Source organism: Aquabacterium sp. UBA2148 (assembly GCF_002328915.1).
In the GTDB taxonomy this organism is placed as follows: domain Bacteria; phylum Pseudomonadota; class Gammaproteobacteria; order Burkholderiales; family Burkholderiaceae_C; genus Aquabacterium; species Aquabacterium parvum.
Genome location: NZ_DCXA01000267.1, coordinates 4225 through 9812, shown reverse-complemented (window position 1 = coordinate 9812; position 5588 = coordinate 4225). Strand labels below are relative to the sequence as shown.

The window sequence follows — 5588 nt, the reverse complement described above, 5'->3', positions numbered from 1 at the left end:
GCAGCGGACTCATAATCCGTTGGTGCCGGGTTCGACTCCCGGGGGGCCTACCACCCTGGTCAGCGCCGCCGCTCGGGAGAGCGGGGGTTTGCACGTTTCTTTGCCGCTTATTCGGGCTTCGGGTCAGCAGGCTCTGACGCATATTGTCACAATTCGGTGTTGTCCCCAGCGCGGACAACCCGCGAAGGCCGTCGCTTGTTCGGGATGCCCCGGATGCCATGCCAAGGCGCGACCTTTGCAATGCGCTGATACCTTGCCCACCCACCATGCCCACGCGCCGCCTGATCACGCTGGATGACCGCGCCCGCAGCCGCCTCGGACTGTGGATGGCGCTGTTGGGCGTTGCCTGCATGCTGGGCAGCGTCGCCTTGCTGGGCCTGGGCTTGTTGCGCCAACTGGGTTGAAGGTCCCCGCAAGGTCCTGAACCGGTGTCGGTGCGCCTGGCGCACAGGCGCGGTGCGGCGGCTCCCGGCTTTGGTGTGCGCTCAGGCAGCCCGCTGCACCAACTCACCCCCCCAGCACAGGCCTTTCCCAGGCAAAAGCCCTTGGCACGCTTGATGCATTGGCCTCTTCGGTATTACCACTTGTTCAATCCGTAATAACCGTGGATGGGCCGATCATGTTGTCTGAAGCTGTGTTGAAGCGTCTGGTGGGTGGGGTCAAGGCCGTGGTGGCCGTGGCCGCCGTGGTGGGGTCGCAGGTCAGCTGGGCGGCTCAGCCGCTCAAGGTGGGCTACAGCGACTGGCCGGGCTGGGTGGCCTGGCAGGTGGCCATCGACAAGGGCTGGTTCAAGCAGGCGGGCGTGGACGTCAAGTTCGAGTGGTTCGATTACTCGGCCTCGATGGAGGCGTTTGCGGCCGGCAAGATCGACGCCGTGACCATGACCAACGGCGACGCCCTGGTCACGGGCGCCGGCGGTGCCCGCAGCGTGATGATCATGCTGACCGACTACTCCAATGGCAACGACATGATCATCGGCAAGCCCGGTGTGAAGTCGCTCAAGGACCTCAAGGGCAAGAAGGTGGCGGTGGAGTTCGGCCTGGTCGAGCACCTGCTGCTGCTCAATGGCCTGAAGAAGGCCGGCATGAAGGAGTCGGACGTCACCCTGGTCAACGCCAAGACCAACGAGATGCCGCAGGTGCTGGCCTCGGGCGACGTGGCCGCCGTGGGCGCCTGGCAGCCCATCGCCGGACAGGCCATCAAGGGCCTGCCGGGCTCGCGCCCCATCTACACCTCGGCCGACGAGCCGGGCCTGATCTACGACGTGCTGGCCGTCAGCCCGACCAGCCTGGCTGGGCGCAAGGCCGAGTGGCAGAAGGTGGTGCTCGTGTGGGACAAGGTGGTGAGCTTCATCAACGACCCCAAGACCCAGCCCGAGGCGCTCAAGATCATGGCTGCGCGCGTGGGCGTGCCGGCCGAGTCGTACGCGGCTTTCCTCAAGGGCACCAAGCTGCTGTCGCTCAAGGAAGGCAAGGCCATCATGGCCAAGGGCGATGGCTTCAAGTCGCTGCACGGCTCCACCAAGATCGCCGATGACTTCAACGTGGCCAACGACGTCTACAAGAAGGCGCAGCCGATCGATGGCTACATCGACGCATCGCTGACGAACGCGGCCGCGAAGTGAGCTTCAAAGGCTGAGTCGCCGAATCGTTCGGCTGCTTGGCCTCGGGCCGGCGCATCATGTCCATCACGGCAACGTCGGCCCCTCTCGCACCCCCCTGAAACCTGCAGAACGGGATCACCATGAGTGCCTCCGCCTGGTTCGCCGTGCGCGCGCCCCTGACGCCCCGACGCAAGCTGCTGCTGGGCATCGGCTCCTTCCTGCTGCCGCTGCTGCTGTGGGCGGCCGTGAGTTACGTGCCCTGGTTGTGGCACCCGCAGGTGCTGGTGAACTCGGTGGGCGATGTGGACTACCTGGAGCCGGGCATGCGCATGGACCGTGCGCTGTTCGCCGACGAGGTGGCAGCCATGCAGGAGGCCGGCAAGGCGCCGCCCCAAGGCACGCCGGCCAACCCGGTTTACCTGCCGGCGCCGCACGAGGTGGCGCGGGCCTTCTACACGGCCTTCACCACGGCGCCCGAGCAGAAGGACGGCCTGTGGTTGCACGAGAGCCTGTGGCAGAGCGTGCAGGTGATCTTCTGGGGCTTCGTGATCTCGTCGCTGATCGGCGTGCCGCTGGGCATCCTGTGTGGGGTCTACACGCCGATCTCGCGGCTCAACGAGCCCTTCATCGAATTCTTTCGCTACCTGCCTGCGCCAGCCTTCGGGGCGCTGGCGGTGGCCATCCTCGGCATCCACGACGGCCCGAAGATCGCCATCATCGTCATCGGCACCTTCTTCCAGCAGGTGCTGGTGATTGCCAACACCACGCGCAAGTTGGAGTTCGGCCTGCTCGAAGCGGCCCTCACGCTGGGCACCCGGCGCTGGAAGCTGCTCAGCCGCGTGGTGCTGCCCGGCATCTTGCCCGACCTGTACCGTGACCAGCGTGTGCTGCTGGGCTGGGCCTGGACCTACCTCATCGTGGCCGAGCTGATCGGCACCAGCTCGGGCATCACCTTCTTCATCACGCAGCAGGCGCGCTACCAGCACTTCGACAACGTCTACGCGGCCATCGCCATGATCGGTGTGATCGGGCTGGGCATCGATTTGATGCTGGCGTGGCTGGGGCGGCGGCTCTTTCCCTGGGATCGCTCTCAGGGCAAGTCTTGATCTTGGGGTCTTGGGATGCATGACATGAGCGACAACGCAGTTTCCAACGTGAGCTACCGCGATCAGTCCGAGGCCGTGAAGGCCCGATTCGATCGGCTCAAGGCCCGCGACGTGGTGCTCGACGTCAAGGGCCTGGGCAAGGTCTACGACTCGCACCAGGGCCCGGTGACGGCGCTCAAGGGTGTTGACTTCAAGGTGCACCGGCGCGAGTTCGTGTGCGTGCTGGGGCCGTCGGGCTGCGGCAAGTCCACGCTGATCCGCATCCTGGCGGGGCTGGAGTCGCATTCCAGCGGCGAGGTGCTGCTCGATGGCGAGCCGGTGCAAGGGCCTTGCAAGGACCGCGGCATGGTCTTCCAGGGCTACACGCTGTTCCCGTGGCTGACGGTCAAGAAGAACGTGATGTTCGGGCTGGAGGTCAATGGCGCGGGGCGCAACGAGGCCGAGTCGCAGGCACGGCAGTGGCTGGAGCTCGTGGGCCTGACCAAGTTCGCCGACGCCTACCCGCACCAGCTCTCGGGCGGCATGAAGCAGCGCGTGGCGATTGCCAGGGCGCTGGCCAACCAGCCGCGAATCCTGTTGATGGACGAGCCCTTCGGTGCGCTGGATGCGCAGACGCGCGCCAAGATGCAGGCGCACCTGCTGGAGATCTGGCGCAACATCGACATCACCATCCTGTTCATCACGCATGACCTGGACGAGGCCGTGTACCTGGCCGACCGCATCCTGGTGCTCAAGGCCCACCCGGGCGAGGTGCAGGAGTTGATCGAGGTGCCGGTGCCCAGGCCGCGCTCGCCGATGCAGTTCAACAGCCCCGAGTTCCGCGCGACCAAGGCGCACATCGAGGCGCTGATCCACCCGCCTGAAGCGCACACCGACGACGGCGACCCAGAGCCCGATGTGGTGCCCCAGGTCATCCGCCTGACCAACGTCGGCGACGACGTCGAGTGAGGAGCGAACCATGTTCTGGTCTCACCTGACCTGGGCCGAGTTGCCCGATGCCTTGAAGGCCGTTGGCCAGGCCGCCATCCTGCCTGTGGGCGCGACCGAGCAGCATGGCCCGCACATGGGCTGCGGCATGGACACCAAGATCGCCGACAAGCTCTGCCGCGCGGTGTCGCAAGCCACTGGCGTGCCCATGCTGCCGCCGCTGCCGTATGGCTGCTCGCTGGGCCACAGCCGGCGCTGGCCCGGCACCATCGCCGTGCAGCCGATCACGCTGATCGAGCTCGTCAAGCAGATCGGTGATGGGGCGTACCACAGCGGGGTTCGCAGGCTGTTCATCGTCAACACGCACGTGACGAATGCGGCGCCCCTGCGCTGCGCCCTGGAGATGCTGCGCGCCGAGCACGACGACCTGATGGTGGCCGTCATCAACTCGCCGGACATCAGCGAGCGGGTCAGGGCGTTCCACTTTGCCGACGCCGTGGACTGGCACGCCAACGATGCCGAGACCTCGCTGATGCTGGCGGTGTCGCCCGAGATGGTGCGGCCCGACAAGCTGTCCGAAGGCGATGACCCCGATCGCACCGCAGGCCAGGTGTTCGCGCACCCGGTCAACCGCACCAGCGCCAATGGGGTGACGGGCTTTCCGAGTCGGGCCACGGCCGACAAAGGGCGCGAGGCCTTTGCCTGGATGGTGCAGGACCTGTCTGCCTTGGTTCGCAAAGGGCTCACGCAGGAGCCCCCGCTGCCGCATTCGTATTTCGAGCCCTGTTGGGGCGCCGCCGGTCCGCCAGGCTCTGCCTGACCTTGCCGATCGCCGGTCGCTGTCGGCGTCGCACTCATCGCCAACGATTCTCCGTCCTCGGGTCACGAGCCCGAAGGCCTTTTGTCGTCCGTTCTCAAACCCGGAGTCCGTCCATGTCGTCCCCTGAGCTGTTTCCCGTCAAGTCACCTGAAGAGATCGCCGCCATCCAGCAGTCGCTCAAAGCCAAGGGCGTGAAGTACTGCATCGGTGCCTACGTCGACATCCATGGCGTGCAAAAAGCCAAGGTCGTGCCGATCGACCACCTGCCTCAGATGGCCGCCGGCTCGGAGCGCTACACCGGCTATGCGCTCGATGGCCTGGGCCAGGCCCCCAATGACGACGAGCTGACCTCGGTGCCCGACCTGGACCACATCGTGCAGCTGCCTTGGGAGCCCAAGGTGGCCTGGATGCCGGCCGACAACCACTTTCAGGGCAAGCCTTACCCGCTCAGCACCCGCGTGGCGCTCAAGAACGTGCTGGCGCAGGCCGCCGAGATGGGCTTTGGCATGAACCTGGGCATCGAGTGCGAGATCTACCTGCTGAAGAAACAAGCCGATGGCAGCCTGGCCGTGCCGCACGCCAACGACAAGCTGGTCAAGCCTTGTTATGACGTGCAGGGCTTCATGGACAACTTCAGCTGGCTCGACAAGGTGGGCGGCTGCATCAACGACCTTGGCTGGGACCTCTACTCCTTCGACCACGAGGACGCCAACGGCCAGTTCGAGTTCGACTTCAACTACAGCGACGCGCTCACGAGCTGCGACCGCCTGACCTTCTTCCGCATGATGGCCAAGCACTACGCGGAAGAAGAGGGCCTGCTCGCCACGATGATGCCCAAGCCCTTTGCCAACAAGACGGGCACGGGCGCGCACTTCAACATGTCGCTGTACGACCTGAAGACGGGCAAGAACCTGTTTGCCTGCGACCCGAAGGACGACCCGCGCGGCATTGGCCTGACGCCCCTGGGCTACCAGTTCGTGGCCGGCATCTTGAAGCACGGCCGGGCCCTGTGCGCGGCCTTCGCGCCCACCGTCAACAGCTACAAGCGCCTGGTGCGGCGTGGCGCCATGAGCTACTTCTCGTGGGCGCCGGTGTTCAACTCGTATGGCTCGAACAACCGGACCAACTCGGT

The 5588-nt window shown here is 65.7% G+C and carries 6 protein-coding genes; all 6 read left to right on the top strand.

Annotated features, from left to right (window positions below; all coding sequences use genetic code 11):
• Window positions 1-266: 266 nt before the first annotated feature.
• Entirely contained in the window at window positions 267-404 is a 138-nt protein-coding gene (locus B2W70_RS14865; RefSeq protein WP_286746826.1) for a hypothetical protein, read from the top strand.
• 215 nt (window positions 405-619) lie between these two features.
• Window positions 620-1624 carry an ABC transporter substrate-binding protein gene (locus B2W70_RS14860; RefSeq protein WP_286746825.1) on the top strand — a complete coding sequence of 335 codons (1005 nt, stop codon included), beginning with the start codon at window positions 620-622 and terminating at the stop codon, window positions 1622-1624.
• Window positions 1625-1743: 119 nt separating this feature from the next.
• Complete coding sequence (locus B2W70_RS14855; protein ID WP_286746823.1) at window positions 1744-2709, top strand: ABC transporter permease; 966 nt, start codon at window positions 1744-1746, stop codon at window positions 2707-2709.
• 24 nt (window positions 2710-2733) lie between these two features.
• Window positions 2734-3657: an ABC transporter ATP-binding protein gene (locus tag B2W70_RS14850; protein WP_286746821.1), complete on the top strand. Its 924-nt coding sequence runs from the start codon at window positions 2734-2736 to the stop codon at window positions 3655-3657.
• A 10-nt stretch (window positions 3658-3667) separates the two neighbouring features.
• A complete protein-coding gene (locus B2W70_RS14845; protein ID WP_286746819.1) occupies window positions 3668-4456 on the top strand; it encodes a creatininase family protein in 789 nt (262 codons plus the stop codon).
• A gap of 113 nt (window positions 4457-4569) precedes the next feature.
• Window positions 4570-5588: type III glutamate--ammonia ligase (gene glnT, locus B2W70_RS14840; RefSeq protein ID WP_286746818.1), on the top strand; the 1019-nt coding region annotated here is incomplete at its 3' end.